This is a genomic window from Caulobacter sp. DWR1-3-2b1, from assembly GCF_049895765.1.
Classification (GTDB): domain Bacteria; phylum Pseudomonadota; class Alphaproteobacteria; order Caulobacterales; family Caulobacteraceae; genus Caulobacter.
This window is the reverse complement of record NZ_JAFCSZ010000023.1, coordinates 45,774-65,877: the sequence shown is the minus strand read 5'-3', so window position 1 is coordinate 65,877 and position 20,104 is coordinate 45,774. Positions and strand designations below refer to the sequence as shown.

Annotated in this window: 23 protein-coding genes and 1 pseudogene; 8 read left to right on the top strand and 16 right to left on the bottom strand. The window is 65.2% G+C overall.

What is annotated here, in order from left to right:
* From ACP69S_RS17285 to ACP69S_RS17275, 3 genes and pseudogenes are all read left to right on the top strand, one after another.
* A pseudogene (locus ACP69S_RS17285) lies at positions 1-132 on the top strand (IS5/IS1182 family transposase); the annotation flags it as partial.
* A 210-nt stretch (positions 133-342) separates the two neighbouring features.
* Positions 343-870, top strand: a complete 528-nt coding sequence (locus ACP69S_RS17280; protein ID WP_425999330.1) for a response regulator — start codon at positions 343-345, stop codon at positions 868-870.
* 188 nt (positions 871-1,058) lie between these two features.
* Positions 1,059-1,424, top strand: a complete 366-nt coding sequence (locus ACP69S_RS17275) for a hypothetical protein (protein ID WP_425999328.1) — start codon at positions 1,059-1,061, stop codon at positions 1,422-1,424.
* 81 nt (positions 1,425-1,505) lie between these two features.
* Here ACP69S_RS17275 and ACP69S_RS17270 read toward each other — a convergent pair whose 3' ends face one another.
* From ACP69S_RS17270 to glyA, 7 genes are all read right to left on the bottom strand, one after another.
* Positions 1,506-3,647, bottom strand: coding sequence for a sodium-translocating pyrophosphatase (locus ACP69S_RS17270; RefSeq protein WP_425999326.1), 2,142 nt, complete (start codon positions 3,645-3,647; stop codon positions 1,506-1,508).
* 242 nt (positions 3,648-3,889) lie between these two features.
* Entirely contained in the window at positions 3,890-4,399 is a 510-nt protein-coding gene (locus ACP69S_RS17265) for a hypothetical protein (protein WP_425999324.1), read from the bottom strand.
* Between the two features lie 42 nt (positions 4,400-4,441).
* Positions 4,442-5,506 carry a thiamine-phosphate kinase gene (thiL, locus tag ACP69S_RS17260; protein WP_425999322.1) on the bottom strand — a complete coding sequence of 355 codons (1,065 nt, stop codon included), beginning with the start codon at positions 5,504-5,506 and terminating at the stop codon, positions 4,442-4,444.
* Positions 5,466-5,918, bottom strand: coding sequence for a transcription antitermination factor NusB (nusB, locus tag ACP69S_RS17255; protein ID WP_425999320.1), 453 nt, complete (start codon positions 5,916-5,918; stop codon positions 5,466-5,468). The genes thiL and nusB overlap by 41 nt, the downstream gene beginning before the upstream one ends.
* Complete coding sequence (gene ribH, locus ACP69S_RS17250) at positions 5,915-6,379, bottom strand: 6,7-dimethyl-8-ribityllumazine synthase (RefSeq protein ID WP_425999318.1); 465 nt, start codon at positions 6,377-6,379, stop codon at positions 5,915-5,917. Before ribH ends, nusB begins: the two co-directional genes overlap by 4 nt.
* A gap of 70 nt (positions 6,380-6,449) precedes the next feature.
* Positions 6,450-6,923: a transcriptional regulator NrdR gene (gene nrdR / locus ACP69S_RS17245; RefSeq protein ID WP_425999317.1), complete on the bottom strand. Its 474-nt coding sequence runs from the start codon at positions 6,921-6,923 to the stop codon at positions 6,450-6,452.
* Positions 6,924-6,954: 31 nt separating this feature from the next.
* The gene (glyA, locus tag ACP69S_RS17240; RefSeq protein WP_425999315.1) at positions 6,955-8,247 is read right to left on the bottom strand and encodes a serine hydroxymethyltransferase; all 1,293 of its coding nucleotides are present in this window, start codon (positions 8,245-8,247) and stop codon (positions 6,955-6,957) included.
* A gap of 162 nt (positions 8,248-8,409) precedes the next feature.
* Between glyA and ACP69S_RS17235 the strand changes: the two genes are divergently transcribed.
* Positions 8,410-8,850 carry a MucR family transcriptional regulator gene (locus ACP69S_RS17235; protein WP_425999313.1) on the top strand — a complete coding sequence of 147 codons (441 nt, stop codon included), beginning with the start codon at positions 8,410-8,412 and terminating at the stop codon, positions 8,848-8,850.
* Positions 8,851-8,864: 14 nt separating this feature from the next.
* Here the strand turns inward: ACP69S_RS17235 and hemA are convergent, their stop codons facing one another.
* From hemA to ACP69S_RS17210, 5 genes are all read right to left on the bottom strand, one after another.
* A complete protein-coding gene (gene hemA, locus ACP69S_RS17230) occupies positions 8,865-10,091 on the bottom strand; it encodes a 5-aminolevulinate synthase (RefSeq protein WP_425999311.1) in 1,227 nt (408 codons plus the stop codon).
* A gap of 286 nt (positions 10,092-10,377) precedes the next feature.
* Positions 10,378-11,184, bottom strand: a complete 807-nt coding sequence (locus ACP69S_RS17225) for a class I SAM-dependent methyltransferase (protein WP_425999309.1) — start codon at positions 11,182-11,184, stop codon at positions 10,378-10,380.
* 57 nt (positions 11,185-11,241) lie between these two features.
* Positions 11,242-12,297, bottom strand: a complete 1,056-nt coding sequence (locus tag ACP69S_RS17220; protein WP_425999308.1) for an enoyl-CoA hydratase/isomerase family protein — start codon at positions 12,295-12,297, stop codon at positions 11,242-11,244.
* A complete protein-coding gene (locus ACP69S_RS17215; RefSeq protein WP_425999306.1) occupies positions 12,291-12,893 on the bottom strand; it encodes a histidine phosphatase family protein in 603 nt (200 codons plus the stop codon). Before ACP69S_RS17215 ends, ACP69S_RS17220 begins: the two co-directional genes overlap by 7 nt.
* 37 nt (positions 12,894-12,930) lie before the next feature.
* Complete coding sequence (locus tag ACP69S_RS17210; protein ID WP_425999304.1) at positions 12,931-14,070, bottom strand: isobutyryl-CoA dehydrogenase; 1,140 nt, start codon at positions 14,068-14,070, stop codon at positions 12,931-12,933.
* A 246-nt stretch (positions 14,071-14,316) separates the two neighbouring features.
* Between ACP69S_RS17210 and ACP69S_RS17205 the strand changes: the two genes are divergently transcribed.
* The 4 genes from ACP69S_RS17205 (at position 14,317) to ACP69S_RS17190 (ending at position 16,776) form a co-directional block, all read left to right on the top strand.
* Positions 14,317-14,739, top strand: a complete 423-nt coding sequence (locus ACP69S_RS17205) for a DUF2147 domain-containing protein (RefSeq protein ID WP_425999303.1) — start codon at positions 14,317-14,319, stop codon at positions 14,737-14,739.
* Between the two features lie 87 nt (positions 14,740-14,826).
* A complete protein-coding gene (locus ACP69S_RS17200) occupies positions 14,827-15,288 on the top strand; it encodes a DUF2147 domain-containing protein (protein WP_425999301.1) in 462 nt (153 codons plus the stop codon).
* 64 nt (positions 15,289-15,352) lie between these two features.
* Positions 15,353-16,369, top strand: a complete 1,017-nt coding sequence (hemB, locus tag ACP69S_RS17195; protein WP_425999299.1) for a porphobilinogen synthase — start codon at positions 15,353-15,355, stop codon at positions 16,367-16,369.
* Positions 16,369-16,776 carry an NUDIX hydrolase gene (locus ACP69S_RS17190; protein WP_425999297.1) on the top strand — a complete coding sequence of 136 codons (408 nt, stop codon included), beginning with the start codon at positions 16,369-16,371 and terminating at the stop codon, positions 16,774-16,776. Before hemB ends, ACP69S_RS17190 begins: the two co-directional genes overlap by 1 nt.
* On the opposite strand, the gene ACP69S_RS17185 is transcribed toward ACP69S_RS17190, so the two are convergent.
* The 4 genes from ACP69S_RS17185 to ACP69S_RS17170 all read right to left on the bottom strand — a co-directional run bounded on the left by ACP69S_RS17185 (position 16,758) and on the right by ACP69S_RS17170 (position 20,067).
* Positions 16,758-17,189 (bottom strand): hypothetical protein, encoded by a 432-nt coding sequence (locus ACP69S_RS17185; protein ID WP_425999295.1) that lies wholly within the window; start codon positions 17,187-17,189, stop codon positions 16,758-16,760. The genes ACP69S_RS17190 and ACP69S_RS17185 overlap by 19 nt on opposite strands.
* A 2-nt stretch (positions 17,190-17,191) precedes the next feature.
* Positions 17,192-17,977, bottom strand: coding sequence for a TIGR02587 family membrane protein (locus ACP69S_RS17180; protein WP_425999293.1), 786 nt, complete (start codon positions 17,975-17,977; stop codon positions 17,192-17,194).
* Between the two features lie 89 nt (positions 17,978-18,066).
* Positions 18,067-19,149, bottom strand: a complete 1,083-nt coding sequence (locus tag ACP69S_RS17175; protein WP_425999292.1) for an alpha/beta fold hydrolase — start codon at positions 19,147-19,149, stop codon at positions 18,067-18,069.
* Between the two features lie 3 nt (positions 19,150-19,152).
* Positions 19,153-20,067, bottom strand: a complete 915-nt coding sequence (locus tag ACP69S_RS17170) for an NAD(P)-dependent oxidoreductase (protein ID WP_425999290.1) — start codon at positions 20,065-20,067, stop codon at positions 19,153-19,155.
* Between the last annotated feature and the right edge of the window lie 37 nt (positions 20,068-20,104).

Here is a 20,104-nt window from a genome sequence, read left to right as displayed (position 1 = left end):
GAGCGCACCTTCGCCTGGCTCGGCCGAAACCGCCGCCTGGCCAAGGACTTCGAGAAGACCCTCGACAGCTCAACGGCATGGCTCTTCATGGCATCGGTCCAGCTCATGACCCGAAGGCTTGCAACCCTCTGATCACAATCAGAAACATTATGGGTCAGACTCTAATCCACCCTTACGTGTACCTAAAGTCGATCTAGCTCATAGTTAAAACTCAGTCATGACGATTCCATAAACTCATATCGGGCTCGGAAACACTTCATCAACCAGAGATAAGGCAGCCTCTTCGCTGGGTACGACCGAGTCCTGCGGACTTTAAACTGGTCGTGATTGGGGGCGAGCGGGATGGACCTGAAGTCGTTGTCCGTTCTCGTCGTCGACGACAACGCCAACATGCGCAAGATCCTGGCGGCGATCCTGAAGGCCTTCGGTATTCGCGACATTCAGGAGGCTGAGGACGGCCTGCAGGCGCTGCGCATCCTGAACGCCCGCGAAATCGACATCATCTTCACCGACCTGATGATGCAGCCGGTCGATGGCCTGGCTTTCATCAGGTGGATCCGCGCCTCGCCCGCCAGCCCCTGCCCCTATGTGCCGATCGTGATGATCACCGGACACGCCACCAAGCGCAGCTTGGACGAGGCGCGCATCGCCGGCGTCACCGAATTCCTGGCCAAGCCGCTGAACGCGCGCGGGGTCATGCATCGCCTCAACGAGGTAATCAACAATCCCCGCGTCTTCGTTCGGGTAGGAGAATATTTCGGTCCCTGTCGCCGTCGCCGGATCGATCACGAGTTCGCAGGCCAGGAACGGCGTGGCGGCGAGCAAGAGGCTCCCGCAGACATTCAGTACGCTCCCGAAGACGTTTACTAGCGCTCAGGTCCGACAGGTGCTGGCATTGGCGCGGGGTTCGCCCGGACGACCGCCAACCCAGGCTCTTGGCGCGCCGTTCCGCATGAACACTACATAACGAGCAGATCGGGGAGCGTTCAGGCGGAAGGTGGCTTTATGGCTCCACTAGACCGCCCTCCCCGGCGATCGCCAGTTAAAAGGTTTTCGCCATGAAGCGCCTCCTGCTCTCGCTCTCCGCTCTGGCCATCGCCTCGGCCGCTCCCCTGGCCGCCCAAGCCGCTCCGTGGCAGTCGGTCAACCAGCGCCAAGCCAATCTGGACCGTCGCATCGACCAAGGTGTTCGCAGCGGCCAGATCACCCGCCCGGAAGCACAGCGCCTGCGCGGCGAATTCCGCAGCCTTAACCGCCTGGAAGTCCAGTACCGTCGCAGCGGCGGCGGCCTGTCGATGCAGGAACGCCGCGACCTGGACCTGCGCTTCGACCGTCTGAGCCAGCCCATCTATGTCCAGAAGCACGATCGTCAGGATCGTGACCGTCACGACCGCGATGGTCGCCACGACGGCCGTCACGGCTAAGCCTTTCACCAAGGCTGAAATAGAAAACGCCCCGGAGATCACTCTCCGGGGCGTCATCTTGTGTTGGTATCTGTCGAAGGATCAGACGCCGTGGGCCAGGATCGCCAGCAGCAGCAAAGCCACAATGTTGGTGATCTTGATCATTGGGTTTACGGCGGGACCCGAGGTGTCCTTGTAGGGGTCGCCGACGGTGTCGCCGGTGACGGCGGCCTTGTGGGCCTCCGAACCCTTGGTGTGCAGGACGCCGTCCTTGTCGGTGAAACCTTCCTCGATCACCTTCTTGGCGTTGTCCCAGGCGCCGCCGCCACTGGTCATCGAGATGGCGACAAACAGGCCCGTGACGATCACACCCATCAGCATGGCGCCCAGCGAGGCGAACGCGTTGACCTTGCCGGCGATCGCCTGGATCGCGAAGAACAGCACGATGGGCGAGACGACCGGCAACAGGCTGGGCACGATCATTTCGCGGATCGCAGCCTTGGTCAGGATATCGACTGCCCTGCCGTACTCGGGCTTGACCTCATAGGTCATGATGCCGGGATTTTCGCGGAACTGACGACGAACCTCGGCCACCACGGCTTCCGCCGCACGGCCCACGGCCGTCATCGACATGCCGCCGAACAGGAAGGGCAATAGCCCCCCAAACAGCAGGCCGACCACGACATAGGGGTTGGACAGGTCGAAAGTCACCGGACCCATGCCCTCGAAGAAGCTGCCCGGCGCCGCATTGGCCGAGAAGTACTTCAGGTCCTCGGTATAGGCAGCGAACAGCACCAGGGCGCCAAGGCCAGCCGAACCGATGGCGTAGCCCTTGGTGACAGCCTTGGTGGTGTTGCCGACGGCGTCGAGCGCGTCGGTGGTCACCCGCACTTCCTTGGGCAGACCAGCCATTTCGGCGATGCCGCCTGCGTTGTCGGTGACCGGACCGAAGGCGTCCAGGGCGACGATGAAGCCGGCCAGGGACAGCATGGTGGTGGTGGCGATGGCGATGCCAAACAGGCCCGCCAGATTATAGGTCACGATGATGCCGACGATGATCGTCAGGGCCGGCAAGGCCGTGGATTCCAGCGACATGGCCAAGCCCTGGATCACATTGGTGCCGTGACCCGAGACCGAGGCTTGAGCCACCGACTTCACCGGGCGGAAGTTGGTGCCAGTGTAATACTCGGTGATCATCACGATCAAGGCGGTGACACCCAGGCCAGCCAGGCCGCAATAGAACAGGCTGTTGGCGTCGAAGGTGTGCTCGCCGACGGTGACGGCGGCCGGAACCAGTTGGTGAATCACGTACCAGACGGCCGGGATCGAGAGCAGGCCGGTGACGATGAGGCCCTTGTAGAGGGCGCCCATGATGTTCTGGCTTTTGCCCAGGCGGACGAAGAACACGCCGATGATCGAGGTGACGATGCAGACCGCGCAGATGGCCAGCGGCAGCAGCATCATCGCGGTGACCGCTTCGGTGCCGCGGAAGAAGATCGCCGCCAGGACCATGGTGGCGACCGTGGTCACCGCATAGGTCTCGAACAGATCGGCGGCCATGCCGGCGCAGTCGCCGACATTGTCGCCGACATTGTCGGCGATGGTCGCGGCGTTGCGAGGGTCGTCCTCCGGAATGCCGGCCTCGACCTTGCCCACCAGATCGCCGCCCACGTCGGCGCCCTTGGTGAAGATGCCGCCGCCCAGACGGGCGAAGATCGAGATCAGGCTGGCGCCGAAGCCCAGCGAGACCAGCGAGTCGATCACCACCCGGTCGGTGCCAGCATAGCCGCCCGGACCGGTCAGCAGAGCGAAGTAGCCCGCCACACCGATCAAGGCGAAGCCGGCCACCAGCATGCCGGTGACGGCGCCGGAGGTGAAGGCCATCGACAGGCCCTTGGCCAGGCTCTCGGAGGAGGCCTGGGCCGTGCGCACATTGGCCCGGACCGAGATCAGCATGCCAGCGAAGCCAGCGGCTCCCGACAGGATGGCGCCGAGGGCGAAGCCGACGGGCTGTTCCCAGGATTTGAAGAAGAACGCCAGAAGGGCGATGACCACCACGCCGACCAGGGCGATGGTGGTGTACTGGCGCTTCAGATAGGCCTGAGCGCCTTCCTGGATCGCTGCGGCGATCTCCTGCATCTTTGCATTGCCGGGCGAGGCCCGCATCAAGCTGGCCGTCTGGACGGCGCCATACAGCACCGCCAGCAGCCCGGCCGCTATGGCCAGTATAAGCCAAGAACTCATTCGAAAATTGCCCCTTCGCGCTTCAAATCACGAGGGGGACGCCGTCCGGTCGCGACACCGATCAATGGATCGAAACGCGTTCCGGATCGACGGGCGGGCCTTATGGCCTCATGCCCCCTCGATGCTCCCTGAATTGGCGCGCACAGCGCGCCAAGGCGGCGACAGTGCCAAATGGGACAAGGGTGCGCAACCCGTGGCCGTGCAAGCCATCGGGCGACATGAAACGATTGTTCGACGCGAATCTAGTGGCGAGCGGCAGCCGGCGCAGCATGTCCGCCCGAAGCAGGGGCCGCAGCGCGCTTGGGACCCGAAGGATGCGGGATCTGCTTGCGGGCGATCTGCTTGGTGATCTCCACCGACGCCACCTTGCCCTTGCCGACCAGGATGACGGTCTCGCGCATCACAGCCGACTTGAGCTTGGCAGCGTCAACCTCGACATAGGTGTCGGAGGCCGTGAACGGGGTGCGATGGGCCGCCTTGACGACGGCGTCCCGCAGCAACGGCTCCTGCCCGTCCATCACGGTCACGGGAACGGCGGCCGCCATCTTCAGGGTCATGTTGACGAAGATGTAGTTCAGCAGCTTGCCATCGACAATGATCGGTACGGCGATGGGTTGAAGCTTGACCGCAGGCTCTGGAGCAGCCGCTTCGCCTTCCTTCTTTTTCGGCGGCCCGCTTGCCAGGGCGGGACCGGCCACGGCCAGCATGGCGGCGGCGATCAGGAGGCGGCGAGTGAGGGCGGAGCAAGGCATGGCCTCTTGATACCCAAGAAGCCTTGAGGTTTTGCTACCGCTCTAACCGTGCAGCCAGCCGAGGCGCTCGGGCGTGATGTCCTTGCCCTTGAACAGGGCGCAGACGCCCTCGCCTTCCACGAACTCACCGATGTCGCGCACCGGCACGCCCGAGGCCATGGCGGCGGCCTGGAAGGCAGCCACGTCGGTGGGATCGACGGCGCAGACGATTTCGTAGTCGTCGCCGCCGGAAGCCAGGGACATCCGCGCCTCGCCGGCTTCCGGCTGGGCGCCGAGCCAATTGCGAGCGCCGGGCGACAGCGGCAGGCGGTCCAGATCGACCAGGACCCGCAGGCCGCTGGCCTTGGCCACATGGGCGGCGTCGGCTAGCAGGCCGTCGGAGACGTCGGCGGCGGCGCGGGCATAGGCCCGCAGGGCGTCGCGGATGCTCAGGCGGGGCGGCGGCAGGCGATAGCTGCTCACCAGGCTGCCGTCCGGGTCCTCGACCTCGCCCCAGTGGGCCAGAAGGCCAAGCCAACCGTCGCCAATAGTGCCGCTGACCATCAGGCGGTCGCCCACCCGGGCGCCCCGCCGAAGCACAGCATCGCCAGCGGGGACCCAGCCCAGGAAGGTCGCCGAAACCACCAGGGCGCCGGAGGTGGTGACGGTGTCGCCACCCAGAAGGTTGATGTCGTAGAGCTCGCCGTCTTCGGCCAAGCCGCGCGCGAAGGTCTCGCGGTCCGCCACGGTGGTGCCCGAAGGCCAGCCCACCGCCAGGAAATAGCCGTAGGGCTCGGCCGCCTTGGCCGCCAGGTCCGACAGGTTGGTGCGCAGCAACCGCTTGGCCACCAGGTCGAGAGCTTCGCCAGCCAGGAAATGCACGCCGGCGACCATGGCGTCCTTGGTGATCACCAGATCATGGTCGATGCGCGAGGGCAGCACCGCCGCGTCGTCCAGCAGGTCGAGCGCGACCGGATCGCCGCGGGTAAGCGGCCGAAGCAGGCGCGCTATATGGTCAAACTCATTGGCAACCGGCGGCGGCGCCGTTTCGGACGGCGCTTCGTCGGCGAACCAGTCGTCGTCGGCGTCAGGTTCGTGCATCGCGGGCGATCGCGTCGAGGGCGCCATTGATGAATCCGGCCTCCGGTCCTTCGAAGAACGATTTGGCAATCTCGACATACTCGTCGATGACGACCTCGGTGGGAACGTCGCGGCGATGAATCAGCTCGAACGTTCCGGCCCGCAGCACCGCGCGCGCGGTCGCATCCAGACGTTCTAGCCGCCAGCCGGAGGCCAGGCGCTTGACGATGGCCTGATCGACCTCGCCCTGCTTGGCCACTACGCCCTTGGCGAGTTCCGCGAAGAAGGTCTCGTCGGCGGCGGCCATCTGCTGGCCGTCCACGTCGCGGTCGAAGCGGTGCTCGGAGAATTCCCGGACCACGGCGTCGACGCCCACGCCCGAGACTTCCATCTGATAGAGGGCCTGGACAGCGGCGAGACGCGCGACCGAGCGGGGCTGGATACGATTGTTTTTGCTCATCGGGGCTGCCCCAGCAATTGACGCTTCAGGGCTACAGTTTCCAGGCAGGCCTTGGCGGCCCCGCCGCCGCGATCGCCTTCGCTGACCCTGGCGCGCGTCCAGGCCTGATCTTCTACGTCGACAGTCAGCACGCCAAAGCCAATGGCGAGGCGCTTGCCGATGCAGAGGTCTTGAAGGCCCCGCGCGGTCTCGTTGGCCACGATCTCGAAGTGGTAGGTTTCGCCGCGGATCACGCAGCCAAGAGCGACAAAGCCGTCATAGCGCACGCCCACAGGACGATTGCCGGCCTCTTCCGCCAGCGCCACCGCGCCCGGAATCTGCAGGGCGCTTGAGACGGTGATCACGTCATACTCCGCCCCGTAGGCCTCGATTGCCTGGGCGGCTCCGCGCAGCAGTTCGTCGGAGATGCCCGAATAGCTTCGGCCCTCCACGATCAGCAGGCGGATCTTGTCTTCAACCATCTAACTCGAACTCCAGGGCCGGCGCCGGCGCGTCGCCAACAGACTCAGCCTCAATCGATACAGAATGCGCCTATAGCTCTTCGTCCGCGACGTCGCTCAGGCCTTCTTCGCCCAAAAACTTTGCGAAATCGCTAGTTTCCTTGAAATCGCGATAGACCGAGGCGTAGCGGACATAGGCCACGTCATCGAGCGCCTTCAGCGCCTTCATGACCATTTCACCCACCGTCGAGGACGGAAGTTCGGTCTCGCCCATGCTTTCCAGCTGCCGAACGATGCCGTTGACCATGCGATCCAAACGCTCGGCGTCGACCGGCCGCTTCTGGGTGGCCAGGGCGATCGAGCGCACCAGCTTCTCGCGATCAAAGGGCGAGCGACGTCCCGAACGCTTGAGAATCGTCAGCTCACGAAGCTGAACGCGCTCGAAAGTGGTGAACCTCCCACCGCATTCAGGACAGGCGCGACGACGCCGGATGGCCGCGCCGTCTTCCGACGGGCGGCTGTCCTTGACCTGGCTTTCGGCGTGTCCACAGAACGGGCAGCGCATGATCTAGCCCCCTCCGGCTTGTTCAAGCCTATTAGTTGTAGATCGGAAAGCGCGCCGTCAAGGCCAGGACTTCCTCGCGCACCTTGGCCTCGACCGCCGCATTGCCGTCGGCGCCGTTGGCGGCCAGGCCGTTGACGACCTCTCCGATCAGTTCGCCGACGCGGGTGAACTCGGCTTCCATGAAGCCCCGAGTCGTGCCGGCCGGCGTGCCCAGGCGGATGCCCGAGGTGACGGTGAACGGCGCAGTGTCAAACGGCACGCCGTTCTTGTTGCAGGTCATGTAGGCGCGCTCGAGGCTGTGCTCGGCGTCGCGGCCGGTCACGCCCTTGGGCCGCAAATCAACCAGCATCAGGTGGCTGTCGGTGCCACCCGAGACGATCTTGACGCCCGACTTGCCCAGCGCTTCGGCCAGGGCTCTGGCGTTGGAGATGATCTGGCGGGCATAGGCCTTGAATTCCGGACGCAGCGCTTCGCCAAAGGCGACGGCCTTGGCGGCGATCACATGCTCCAGCGGACCGCCCTGCAAGCCGGGGAACACGGCCGAATTGATCTTCTTGATGATGGCTTCGTCGTTGGTCAGCACCATGCCGCCGCGCGGGCCGCGCAGGGTTTTGTGAGTGGTGGTGGTGACGATGTGGGCGTGCGGGATCGGGCTGGGGAACGCGCCGCCGGCGACCAGACCCGCGAAGTGGGCCATATCGACCATCAGATAGGCCCCGACGCTGTCGGCGATCTGGCGGAAGCGGGCGAAGTCGATCTCGCGGCTATAGGCGCTGCCGCCGGCGATGATCAGCTTGGGCTTCTCGCGCTGCGCCACCTCGGCGACGTTGTCATAGTCGATCAGTTGGTCCTGCTGGCGCACGGTATAGGACACCGGCTTGAACCACTTGCCCGACTGGTTGGCGGGGCTACCGTGCGTCAAATGGCCGCCGGCGGCCAGGTCCATGCCCAGGAAGCTGTCGCCCGGCTGCAGCAGGGCCATGAACACCGCCTGATTGGCCTGCGAGCCCGAGTGCGGCTGGACGTTGGCGAAGCCGGCGCCGAACAGCTGCTTGGCGCGCTCGATGGCGATGGTCTCGATTTCGTCGACATACTCGCAACCGCCGTAATAGCGTTTGCCCGGATAGCCCTCGGCATACTTGTTGGTCAGGATCGAGCCCTGGGCCTCCAGCACGGCCTTGGAGACAATGTTCTCCGAGGCGATCAGCTCGATCTGGTTTTGCTGACGACCCAGCTCCAGACCGATCCGATCGAAGATGTCGCGGTCCGCAGTGGCGAGGTCCGCGCCGAAAAAGGCGGTTAAGGTGGAAGCTGGTGCGGTCATGGGCGGTCTCCAGACGCTGCGGGGGGAGTCGTTGGCGCCTTCTTTAACGGGCTACGCGCCGCGATCAATCTAGGAACATCGGAGAATGTTGCGCGTTCGTCGCCTGCCGGGCGGTGAATCCGCTCGGGCCCAAAGTCTGTAGCAACAACGAGGCGAGTACCGATGACGGCGCAAAGCGGGGACACAGACTTCAAGAACGGACAATCGCCCGACCTTCTGGCGCTGAGCGCCGATATCGTCGCCGCCTATGTCGGGCAAAACACCGTGTCCCAGTCGGTCGTTCCCGAGTTGATCCGCACCGTTCACCGGGCCCTGTCGACCCTGAATGACGCCGAAGAACCCCGCATCGCCGAGAAGGCGAAGCCGGCCGTTCCGGTCTCGCGCTCGATCCAGCATGACTACATCGTCTGCCTGGAGGACGGAAAACGCCTGAAGATGCTCAAGCGCTATCTGCGCTCGCACTACGATATGAGCCCAGAGGAATACCGCCGCAAATGGGGCCTGCCCGCCGACTATCCGATGGTCGCGCCCGCCTACGCGGCGCGGCGTTCGGACTTCGCCAAACAGATCGGCCTGGGCAAGGGCGTACGACGGGGGCGATAGCCCACTCCACCTCTTCAGGCGGCGTGGCCGCCCATGCGCGCGACGTTGCAGTGGGCCCACAGCTTCTCCATCGACCCGACCAGCTTGCGCATCATCTCGTCGGTGTGGAACGGCGTCGGGGTGAAACGCAGGCGCTCGGTGCCCCGCGGTACGGTCGGATAGTTGATCGGCTGCACATAGATGCCGTGATCGGCCAGCAGCATATCGCTGATCAGTTTGGTGTGGGTGGGGTCGCCCACCATCACCGGCACGATATGGCTATCGTTTTCCATGACCGGCAGACCGGCGGCCTTGAACATGGCCTTCAGGGTCTGGGCGCGCTCTTGGTGCATTTCGCGCACTTCAGGATGCTGTTTCAGCCACTTGACGCTGGCCAGGGCGCCGGCCGTCAGGGCGGGCGGCAGCGAGGTGGTGAAGATAAAGCCTGAGGCCATCAACCGGATGGCGTCGATCACCTCGGTGTCGCCAGTGATATAGCCGCCCATGACGCCAAAGGCCTTGGCCAGAGTGCCCTCGATGATGTCAATCTGGTCCATGACACCGTCACGCTCGGCGACGCCGCCGCCGCGCGGGCCGTACATGCCCACGGCATGCACTTCGTCCAGATAGGTCAAGGCGCCGTACTTCTTGGCCAGCGCCGCCGTCGCGCCGACGTCGGCGATGTCGCCGTCCATCGAGTAGACACTCTCGAACGCCACCAGCTTGGGCGCATCGGCCGGAGCCGCCGCCAGCAGTTCTTCCAGGTGCGCCAGGTCGTTGTGCCGGTACACCTTCCGCGGGCCGCCGCCATTGCGGATGCCGGCGATCATCGAGGCGTGGTTCTGCTCGTCGGAGAAGATGATCAGGCCCGGCAGGATCTTCTGAACGACCGACAGGCTGGCCTCGTTGGACACATAGCCCGAGGTGAACAGCAGGGCCGCTTCCTTGCCGTGCAAGTCGGCCAGTTCGGCCTCAAGCTCAACATGCTGATGGTTCGTGCCGGAAATATTGCGTGTGCCGCCCGAGCCCGAGCCGTGGTCGTCGATGGCCGTGTGCATGGCGTCCAGCACGACAGGGTTCTGGCCTTGGCCGAGATAGTCGTTGCTGCACCAGACGACGACGTCTCTCTCGCCGCCGTCGGGGCGGGTCCAGGTCGCGCGCGGAAAAGCGCCGCGATGGCGCTTCAGGTCGGCGAACACCCGGTAGCGGCCTTCGTCACGGATCTGGCCAATCGCGGCCTGGAACGCGGCTTTGTAATCCATGGTCTCGTTGCTCGATCGCCGGACGGAGGTTCCGCCAGAGTGTCGGTCCCTATTCGATACTCGCGTTTCGCACGCGCGAGCCGTAATTGTCCACATAGGGACCATTACTTACGCTTTAGAAATAGGCCCTTTGTCGCAAAGGCTTAGAGGCGACTTGTTGAGACAAGTTCGCATTTTCAACCCGGCTGGTCCTGGCGATGAAGACGGCGCGCGTCTACTGCCCCTGGAACCGCGAGCCGCGCCTTGCGGGCGCGCCTCGCGTCGTTGAACCGGGCTGGCGGCGACCTTACCGAGCGCTGGCCGGCTTACGGAACTTATAAACGAACTGGTCGGTCTTGCCGCGAATCGAGGGGTCGAAAACGCTGGCGGTGCGCTTGTCGGCGGGGTCGCGCAGCACACGGCTCTCGCCCTCAAAGACGAAGCCGGCGGCCGTGACTTCCGACCTCACCACCGCCCCGTCGATGCGGTGCAGGGTCTCGGCGTCACGCAGGCCCGAACCCGGCTGGGCCGAGTGATCGATGACCAGATAGACGCCGCCCGGCTTCAGCGAACGGAAGATGGACCGGTTCACGGCGCCCAAGTCGGCGGGTCCCATGAACTTGGCGTGCATGTCGTGATAGTTCTGGGCGGTAAACACCAGGTCCAGCTTCTCGGGAGCCGAGAAATTCGGGAGCGTGTCCAGCAGCACCGTGACGTTCCGATAGGCGGGATCGCGGGCGATGGCGTTCACCGCCGGCTCGCGCTTGGCCAGCTTGGTCAGCTCATCGGGCACATAGGCGTAGACGTGGCCCCTAGGGCCGACGGCCTTGGCGAAGATGCGGGTGAAATAGCCGCCGCCGGGAATCAGGTCGGCGACCTTCGCGCCGGTGCGCACGCCTGCGAACGCCAGGACATCGCCCGGCAGGCGGTCGGCGTCGCGGACCATATCGGCGGCCGGGCGCGTCGGATCCGAGATCGAAGCGGCGATATTGGCCGGAAGGGCCATGGAGACAGGGCCCGAAGACGGCGGGGGCGGAGGCGGCGGTCCCATGGGCGTCGTGGCGCACGCGGCGAGACCGAGCACGGCGACGAGACTGAGAAGCGGCTTACGCATGGCATTCCTTCCGACCGGTAGTGTTGTTCTTTGGCGCACGTTAGCGCACGGCGGCCGTTACGTCAGCGGCGTCCATTCGTCTTCGTTCGGAAGCGGCGCGAAAATTTCGTCGAGCATCGCTTCGGTCACACCTTCCAGCGTGGCGGGCGACCACTTGGGCGCACTGTCCTTATCGACGATCACAGCGCGCACGCCCTCTATGAAGTCGTGCCTTTGAACCACACGGGCGCCGATCCGGTACTCCATAGCCATGTGCGCGGCGAAGTCCTCGGCAGCCGCGCCCAGCTCCAACTGCCGGAAAGCCACCTTCAAGGTCTGCGGCGACTTGGTTTTCAGGACGGCCAGCTGAGCCTTGCCCCAGTCGCTGCTGTCCAGCTCCAGAAACTCAAAGATCTGCTCGACGCTCTCGCCGACGAACAGGCGGTTGAGGTCTTGCTCGATGCTGGCCAGCGGCGCCTTGCCGGCGTCGGCACGGAACATCTTCAATATGTCGTCGATACGGCGGTGATCGGCGATGATCGCCTTCTTCAATCCCTCGATGGCGCCAAACTCCACGAAATGGGTGGCTATTCCCAGGCGCAGGCAGTCCGCGCCCTTGATTCGCGCGCCGGTCAGGGCCAGCCACAGGCCCGCCTTGCCGGGCAGGCGCGGCAGGTACCAGCCGCCGCCGACGTCCGGGAACAGGCCGATGCCGGTCTCGGGCATGGCGAAGGTGGTGCGCTCGGTGGCGATCCGGTAATGGGCCGGCATCGAGATGCCGACGCCGCCGCCCATCACCACCCCGTCCATGATCGCCACGATGGGGCGGTCATAGTGGAACATCAGGTGATTGAGCTGGTACTCGGTGCGGAAGAACTGGCGCGCCGCGACGCCGTCGCCCGCCCCGCTCTCGGCCAGCATCCGGATGTCGCCGCCGGCGCAGAAGCCGCGCTCCCCGGTGTGATCGATCATCACCAGATCGATCTCGGGATCGGCCTGCCATTCCAGAAGGGTCTCGATCATCGTCTCGCACATGCCCAGCGTCAGGGCATGCAGCGCCTTTGGCCGGTTGAGCGTGATCCGGCCGACGTTCTTGTGAACGCGGACAATGATTTCGGCGGTGTCGTTCAGCATGCCGGTTCCTCGACGGGTTCGCAGTCCAGGCGATCAATCTGGCCCGCGCTCAGGCGGTAGAGGGCGTCCTGCGGCACGTCCTGGGCCAGGGTGTCTTCGCGGGACAGTCCAGCATAGGCGCCGCGCAACAGCCGGCCGGCAATGCCGTGACTGACGACGATCAGCCGCCGCTCGGGCTCGGCGGTTTGTTCGGTCAGCCAGTCGGACACCCGGGCCATGACCTGTTCATAGGTCTCGCCACCCGGAGCGGTGAAGAACCACTCGGGACCCTTAATGGCCTCGGGATTTTCGCGGTGCACATCGGCGTAGAGACGCCCTTCCCACTCGCCGACTGTCAGCTCCATCAGCCGCTCATCGAACTCGACCTCTCGACCGAGACGGTCAGCGATTGCCCGGGCGGTGTCGCGCGCCCGCCGCAGGGGGCTGGCGACGATCCGCCAATCGGCCGATGGCTCCCGAGCAATCAGGTCATGCAGCAGGTCGGCCATGGCCGCGGCCTGCAACCGGCCCAGAGGCGTCAGGTCGGCCTCCGTCTGCCCCTGCAAGCGGCGTTCGCGGTTCCACTCGGTCTGGCCGTGGCGGCAAAGAAAGATCACGTCGGGTCCTGGGTCGGCGAAGCGCTAGGGCGAGGCTCTACTGCCGAAACATCTCGCGCGCTATGATCACGCGCATGATCTCGTTGGCGCCTTCCAGGATCTGGTGCACCCGCAGGTCGCGCACGATGCGTTCCAGAGGATAGTCCTGCAGATAGCCATAGCCGCCGTGCAGTTGCAGCGCGTCGTTCGCCACCTGGAAGCCGGCGTCGGTGGCGAAGCGCTTGGCCATGGCGCACAGCTTGGTGGCCTGCGGGTCCTTGTTGTCCAGCGCATTCGCGGCGCTACGCACCATCAGGCGGGCTGCCTCCAGCTCGGTGGCCATGTCGGCGAGCTTGAACTGCAGGGCCTGGAAGTCCTTCAGCGGCTTTCCGAACTGGTTGCGGGTCTCCAAATAGGCCTTGGCCGTATCCATCGCGAACTGCGCCCCGCCCAGCGAGCATGAGGCGATGTTCAACCGTCCGCCGTCCAGGCCCATCATGGCGAAGCGGAAGCCCTCGCCTTCCTGGCCGATGCGGTTGGCGACCGGCACACGGCAGTCGTCGAAGTTCACCGCCGCCGTCGGCTGAGAGTTCCAGCCCATCTTGCGCTCATTGGCTCCGAAGGTGAGGCCGGGCGTTCCCTTCTCGACCACGAAGGCCGAGACGCCCTTGGCGCCATCCCCGCCAGTGCGCGCCATCACCACATAGACGTCTGAAACGCCGCCGCCCGAGATGAAGGCCTTGCCGCCGTTCAGCACATAATGATCACCGTCCGACCTGGCGCTGGTGCGCATATTGGCCGCGTCCGAACCCGCGCCCGGCTCGGTCAGGCAATAGCTGGCGATCAGCTCCATCGTCGTCAGGCGCGGCAGGTAGCGCTGGCGCAACTCGTCCGAACCGAAGCGGTCGATCATCCACGAGGCCATGTTGTGAATGGTCAAAAAGGCAGCAGTAGATACGTCGCCATACGACAGGGCCTCGAAAATGATCGAGGCGTCGAGGCGCGACAGGCCAGTGCCGCCGACGTCCTCCTGCACGTAGATGCCGGCGAAACCGAGCTCGGCGGCCTGGCGCAGCACGTCGACGGGGAAGTGCTTCTTCTCGTCCCACTCGGCGGAATGCGGGGCAAGCTGTCCCTCGGCAAAGGCGCGTGCGGCGTCTTGGATGGCGATCTGGTCGTCGCTGAGCGCGAAATCCATGCGCGATATCCTCCCTTGCGGGGCAGAACCGCCCTCGCCTTTCGTTACCTTCGGACCTGCCGCTTGGCGACCGTAATGTCAACGGCTGCGCGACAGCCAGCTTTCGGGCACGCCGTGATCGGCCGGAGGGCACTGTAACCTGAAATCCACTGTTACACGTTGTGTAACGTCCCCAATGCCACACCCCCTTGATAAGCATGCGCTTTGACATCAGATCACGCCCCTCGGAGGGCTTCATCGTTCGTCATGCGTAAGTTCAAGCTTTTCTTCGCCGCGCTCGCCGCGCTCGTCGGTCTTGCGGCCGCCCCCGCCCATGCCGGCGGCGAGGGTCATGGCGTGTGGCGCAACCCCAAGGACAACGTCCGGGTCGAGATCAAGAGCTGCGGGAACAGCACCTGCGGAGTCGTCGTCTATGCCAGCGCCAAGGCCCAGGCCGACGCTCGCAAGAGCGGCTACGACACCTTGATCGGCCAACAGCTGCTGCGCGACTTCGAACCCATCGGCAATGGCGCGATGCGCGGCAAGGTCTTTGTGCCGACCCTGAAGGTCACGCTGTCGGGCACTGCAGAATTCATCGACTCCCGCACCATGCGCGCCAAGGGCTGCGTGCTGGGCAAGGTACTCTGCAAGTCGCAGATCTGGACCCGGATCGACAACGCCGCCAGCTGAGTTCCGCTCGCTCCTCGGGCGTCGCAGTCTTCACTTACCGGCCGTCCCGGTGCATATGGTCAACCGCCGTTCGCCGAGACATCCCAGATGCGTAGTGTGAAACTTCCGATCCTTGCCCTGGCGGCGACCGTGGCCTTCGCGCCTGCGCTGTCGGCCAGGGCGGACGCTATGCCCGGCAAGCCGCCCGTCTTCGGCGTGTGGCGCAATCCCAAGAACAGTGTCCATCTCGAGATCAAGGACTGTGGTGCGGCGACCTGTGGCTATGTCGTCTGGGCCAATTCAACCGCTCAGGCCGACGCCCGCAAGGGCGGCTCGCCCAATCTCGTCGGCCTTCAATTACTTCGCGACTTCGTGCCTGAAAAGAACGGCGCCTGGCGGGGCAAGGTCTTCGTCCCCGACCTCAACATGACCTTCTCCGGCACGGCCCAGGTGCTGGACCCAGATCGCCTGCGCGCCAAGGGCTGCGTGCTGGCCAGCATCTTCTGCAAGTCGCAGATCTGGACCCGGGTCGATGGGGCCGCCGTCATGGCGTCGCGCTCTGCGCCTTAAGGGTCCCGTCCTTAAGGGTAAAGCCGTCTTGCCTCGCGCCGGCTCACGCGCGAAACCGTAGACCATGACCACGCCTCCGCTCGCCCCCTACCCCGCCACCCGCCTGCGCCGCCTCCGTCAGGCCGACTGGACCCGCCGCCTCGTTCGCGAGACCGAGGTGCGCCCGTCCGACCTGATCTGGTCGATGGTGGTGCATGAGGGCGAAGGCGTGATCCCTGTCGCCTCCATGCCCGGCGTCGAGCGCCTGAGCGTCAAGGAAGCCGCAAAGGCCGCCGTGCGGGCTCGCGGCCTGGGCATTCCGGCCATCGCCATCTTCCCGCACATCGACGGCGCCCGAAAGGACGCTACCGGCTCGATCGCCGCCGATCCGGACGGCGTCATTCCCCGCGCCGTCAAGGCCATGAAGGACGCCGCCCCCGAGGTCGGCATCATGTGCGACGTGGCGCTCGACCCGTTCACCGACCACGGCCACGACGGCGTGGTCCAAGGCGGCAAGATCCTCAACGACCCGACCATCGAGCGCCTGATCGAACAGGGCCTGATGCAAGCGCAGGCCGGGGCCGATATCCTGGCCCCGTCTGACATGATGGACGGCCGCATCGGGGCGCTTCGTGCAGCGCTCGAGGGCGCCAATTTCCAGGACACGCTGATCATGTCCTACGCCGCCAAATATGCCTCGGCCTTCTATGGTCCGTACCGCGACGCCATTGGCTCGGCCAAGCTGTCTGCAGGTCCCAATGGTCAAGGATTGGGCGACAAGAAGACCTACCAGATGGACCCGGCCAACACCGAGGAAGCTATCCGCGAAGTCGCCCTCGACATCGCCGAAGGCGCCGACATGGTCATGGTCAAGCCGGGCATGCCGTATCTGGATATCCTGCGCCGCTTGGTCGAGGAGTTCCGCATGCCCACCTACGCCTTCCAGGTGTCGGGCGAATACGCGATGATCAAGGCCGCCGGCATGAACGGCTGGATCGACGAGGAACGCGCCATCCTCGAAAGCCTGACCGCCTTCAAGCGCGCCGGCGCCGCCGGGATCATCAGCTATTTCGCGCCGTGGGCGGCGCAGAAGCTGGGCTAGTGACCGGCAACGTCATCGACATCGTCACCGCCGTCATTCGCGACGACGTCGGCCGGATGCTGGCGGTTCGCAAGCGCGGGACGGCGATCTTCATGAAGCCCGGCGGAACGCGTGAGCCGGGCGAGGACGACCTGACAGCCCTATCCCGCGAACTCGACAAGGAACTGGGATGCCGACTAGTCGAAGCCGAACTGCTGGGTCGGTTTGAGGCCCCGGCGGCCAACGAGCCCGGCCATGTCGTCCGTGCGGCAACCTACCTGGCGACGGTAGAGGGCGAGATCGCTGTTCGCGCCGAGATCGAGGAAATGGTCGGGATCGACATCGCCGCGCCGGGGGATATCCGCCTGGCTCCGTTGATGGGTGTGGTCATCGAGTCTCTGCGAGCACGTCACGAGGCGTCGACGTAGCCCTTGGCCCGCAGCGTCAGCTTGCCTTGACGCGGATCGGTGTCGAAGACCAGCCCGCCCGTTGCTGAGGATTCTTCCGGGATATAGTCGAAGGTCGCCTGCGACGGCTCGCTCGCGCCTTCGAGGACACCCTCGATCTGGACTTGAGCGGCCGGTGTGCCGCCATGATTGATCGCTCTCACCTCGGCGACATAGCCGTGCGGCGTGGCGGTCACGCCCAGCAGCCGGACCTCGATCACAGGTGGCGTATCCTCGCCGAACACGGCGTCGTGCGCCACGAAGCCAAAGGCGGTCAGCGCCAGCGCCAGCCCCACGGCGGCCGACGCCCATTCGAGCGGCGGCGTTGCCTCGGCCGGCTGCAGGGGCTTGCCGGTCCTGCCAGCGGCGGGTCTGGTCTTGCGGGGTTGAGCCATGTTCAGATCACCAATCTCGCAGTCGCCGCGCCAAGCGAGGCTGGGAAGCCCAGGACGATCGTCATGGCCGCGATCTCGTGCAGAGCGACTCCGTCGGTGCGTCCGAACGTCCACAGCAGATAGAGGCTGCAGAGCAGCGCAACGCCGTAGCCCGGCGCGGTGAAGCTGACGAAGGTCCTCAGGAAACCTCCCGCCTCCCGCCGGCGAGCCTCGCCAGGAAATCCCAGGCTGTAGACGAAGGCGTGCAGCAGGCCGATCGACACCGACATCAGGATCAGCGCCTGGCCCGCGTCCATCTGGTAGGCGATCAGGATCATCTCCTCGGTCGGTGCGACGTTGAAGGCCAAGGCCGTGGCCCCTACGGCCATCAGGAAAATATCTCCCCAGGGGCCGCAGCCTTCCGCCCGGCGCATGGCCGCCTCATCGCGTTCGCCCATCTGCTTGCTGGCCAGCAAGGCTCCAAGCGCCGCGGGAATGGCGCACAGAGCGATCTTGCCGACGGCGTGGCGCGGCGTCGGATGCTGTTCCAGAACGCCGAACAGCCAAAGCAGGATCGCCGATAGCACGCAGCCGACGCCAAACGCCGCCAGAGCGTCCAACACCTCGTCCTTCAGCTGAAATGTAGGTTCAAATCCCGCGAAGTACGACAGGCCCAGCAGGATCGGGGCTGACACGATCAGGAAGATCAACAGCCGCACGGGTTCGACCGAGACGCCCAGCGACCACATCTCCATGGTCATCAGCAGCGGAAACGAGAACAGCAGCGCGCCGCCGTATGCTCGCGCCAAGGCTCGTCCATAGCTAGCGTTCTGTTCCAAGCTTCACCTGACCGCAACGTCGCGAGCAGGCAACGGCCCGGGCGTCAGGCGGTTCCGATCTAGGGGCGTTCGGTCGCCTTCAGAAACGCAGCCAGCCGGTCCTTCCACAGCACCGTCCAGGTATGACTGCCGTGACCCTTGGTCTTCTCGCTGGTCGGCAGCAGCACGAAGCTCCCGTTCTTCAACCGCTTGGCCTGAACCTCCGCGATACCCAACTCGGGCGGGTTGATGAAGTCGTCGGCCGAGTTGATCCACAACACCGGCGCGGTGATCGCCTCCAGCCTGGGCGACGGATCGTAGGTGCGTGAGGCGGCCACCTGATAGATCAGGTCGTTGGCGTCCAGCGCCGGCATCCGCGCGGCGAAATAGTCGTCCACGGCCTTGTCGGCGGTCTCGCGAGTCGGGGCCGCGACCTGTGTCGGCAGCGGCGAGAGACCGGCCACCAGCAGGAGCCCCAGCGCCGTGCGAAGGCCCTCCTTCGGTTGCGCGACATAGTCTCCGCCTTTCCACGCCGGATCCTGCTTGACCGCATCAATCAGCAGCTTGCGCCAGATGCGGTTGCGGCCGGCGATTTCGTTGGGCAGGCAGGCAAACGGGGCCAAGGCGTCAGCGAAGTCCGGGTAGGTCTCGCCCCACACAAAGCCGTGCATGCAGCCCATCGAAGTTCCCATCAGCAGGCGCAGACGATCAACCTTCAGCCCCTGGGTCAGCAGCAGATGCTGGGCGGCGACCATGTCGTCATAGTCGTACTGCGGAAAGCGCGCCCGCAGGCCGTCGCTGGGCTTGGACGACTTGCCGTGGCCGATGCCGTCCGGAAGGATCACGTAATATTTGGCCGGATCCAGCAGACCGCCCGGGACCAGCAATTCGTCGGCGAACTGCGGGCTGAGGAACTGCTTTCCCGTGCCGCCGGTGCCATGCAGCACCATCACCGCATTGGTCACCCGGCCGCTGGCGTCGCGCCTGGGCTCGCCGAAGGTGGTGTAGTGCAGGCGCAACTCTGAAAGCACCTCGCCCGAGCGGAACTTGAAGTCCCGCACGACGAAGTCGCCCTCCTTGGGCGCGACGGCCGGAGCGGCCATCGCGGGCGAGGCGAAAGCGGCGAGCGCCGCGAGAACCAGGGTCAGGCGGCACATCGACATGATCTACTTCTCCAACCGCGCCACGAGGCTGGAGGTATCCCAGCGATTGCCGCCCATAGCCTGAACCTCGGCGTAGAACTGGTCGATCATCGCCGTGCCCTCGAGGTTCGCACCATTGCGGCCGGCTTCTTCAAGCGCAATGCCCAGGTCCTTGCGCATCCAGTCGACCGCGAAGCCGAAGTCGAACTTGCCCGCCGACATCGTCGCCCAGCGATTTTCCATCTGCCAGGACTGCGCCGAGCCCTTGGAGATCGCCGCCAGCACGTCGTTGGTCGGCAGGCCCGCCTGCTTGGCGAAGTGCAGAGCTTCGGCGACGCCCTGGACCACGCCGGCGATGGCGATCTGGTTGCACATCTTGGTCAGCTGGCCCGCGCCCACCCCGCCCATCCGGCGGCTGGCCTTGGCATAGGCGTCGATGACCGGCTCGATCTTCGCATAGGCCGCCGCGTCGCCGCCGGCCATGATGGTCAGCTGGCCGTTGAAGGCCCCCGCCTGCCCGCCCGACACCGGGGCGTCGATGAAGAAGCAGCCGCTTTGCGCCACGAGTTCCGCCATCTCGCGGGCCACGGTCGCCGAGGTGGTGGTGTGATCGACGATCACTGCGCCAGCAGCCATGGCCGGAAGCGCCCGCGCCACAACGCCGCGCACGTCGTCGTCGTTGCCCACGCACAGGGCGACCAGTTCGCAGCCGGCGACGGCCTCCTCGATGGTCTCGAAGGCTTGGCCACCATGCTCGGCCGCCCAGCAGTGAGCCTTGCCCGGACTGCGATTGAAAACCGAAACCTCGTGACCGGCAGCCTTCAAATGGCCCGCCATCGGGTAGCCCATCACGCCCAGGCCGATAAACGCCGTCTTCATGCCGATCACTCCTTGAACGATCAGCGATTTCGCCCGCCCACGCCCGCTTCGCAACCCCATCTTAACGTCCGCAGGGCAACTTCTGTCGAACTGGGTT